The sequence below is a fragment of the Paenibacillus methanolicus genome (genome assembly GCF_008124765.1).
GTDB lineage: Bacteria > Bacillota > Bacilli > Paenibacillales > Paenibacillaceae > Paenibacillus_Z > Paenibacillus_Z methanolicus.
Window position 1 is genome coordinate 1 of sequence record NZ_VNHS01000032.1, and the last position, 1,389, is coordinate 1,389.

1 protein-coding gene is annotated in these 1,389 nt (G+C 46.8%); it reads left to right on the forward strand.

From position 1 onward, the window contains the following. The first annotated feature begins 48 nt into the window (after window positions 1–48). A protein-coding gene (locus BCM02_RS35055) for an IS3 family transposase (RefSeq protein ID WP_425466220.1) occupies window positions 49–1,198 on the forward strand; the annotation gives its coding sequence in 2 pieces (ribosomal slippage) (window positions 49–318 and window positions 320–1,198; 1,149 coding nt in all). Window positions 1,199–1,389 lie beyond the last annotated feature (191 nt).

A 1,389-nucleotide genomic window follows, 5' to 3' on the forward strand; every position in this document is an offset into this window, starting at 1 on the left:
TATAATGCTACATAGAAACTAGACAGCAAAAAGGAGTATCTTAGTTGTATGAAGCCGACAAGAAGAACGTTTACTCCCGAGGAAAAAGCGCGTCTAGTGCTGGAAATTCTGAAAGAAGAAAAGTCCGTTGCGCAGCTTGCAGCTGAGCATGGCATCCACGCTAATGTCCTCACCAGGTGGAAGTCTGAAGCTGTTCAGAATCTCTCACAACTGTTCGTCGACGATCGAAAAGGCATCACTAAGATGAAGCAGGATTACGAACAGCAGATCAGCGAACTCTACGCCGAAGTCGGAAAACTCTCCACGCAACTCTCGTGGATTAAAAAAAAATCTGGCCTCTAGCTGGTCGCGAGAAGAGCGCATCGAGCTATTAGATTGGCACAGCCCCGAACTGTCATTAAGCGTACAAGCTGAGCTATTAGGCCTCAATCGCAGCAGTCTGTACTACAAGCCTGTCCCTCCATCCCCGGAGGAAATCCGCCTCAAGCACCGGATTGACGAATTGTTCACGCGGCATTCCTTTTTGGGGTACAGAAAGATTGCCGCCATCATGAATCGGGAAGGAGATAGCATCCACGCTAACACCGTTAGAAGCTACATGCGTGAGATGGGGATCATAGCGATATACCCCGGCCCGAATCTTAGCAAGCGCGACTTACGGCACCGCATTTATCCGTATCTCCTGCGTAAATTGGACATCACGCATCCGGATCAAGTATGGTCTGTGGACATCACCTACATACGGATGAAGCATGGCTGGATGTACTTGTTTGCCATTATCGACTGGTATTCCAAATACATCATAGACTGGCAATTGGATCAATCCTTAGAGATCGGCTTTGTGCTAGAAACAATGAGAAGAGCCTTAGCGCGCCGCCAACCGGAGATTATTAACAGTGATCAAGGCAGCCACTTTACAAGTCCACAGTATATCGATCTGTTGAAGGAAAACAGCGTTCGGATCAGTATGGACGGTAAGGGTCGTGCTACCGATAACATCGCCATAGAACGCTTCTGGCGCAGTCTCAAGTATAATGAGATCTACATTCATGAGTACAATAGTCCTCGTGAAACACGTCGGGGAGTGGAACATTACATTCATTTGCACAATTTCTATTTGCCGCATCAATCACTCAAAAATCAAACGCCTGAATCTGTGTATAACCAAACAGTAGTCCTAACATCCACAAGTGAATAAAGCCTGGCTCCCGCGCCTTCGCTTGGGCTGTGTCCACCTCCGGTAGACATCATCATGCGGGAGTTCACATCTCACTTTTCCAGTTATGCTACTGTTCTGAGCAGAGCTGAAGGATAAAAGAGCAGTCCATTGTGCATTATTTCACACCTTAAAATATCAAAAAAGCTGTCTTGACATCTTGTAGCACCATA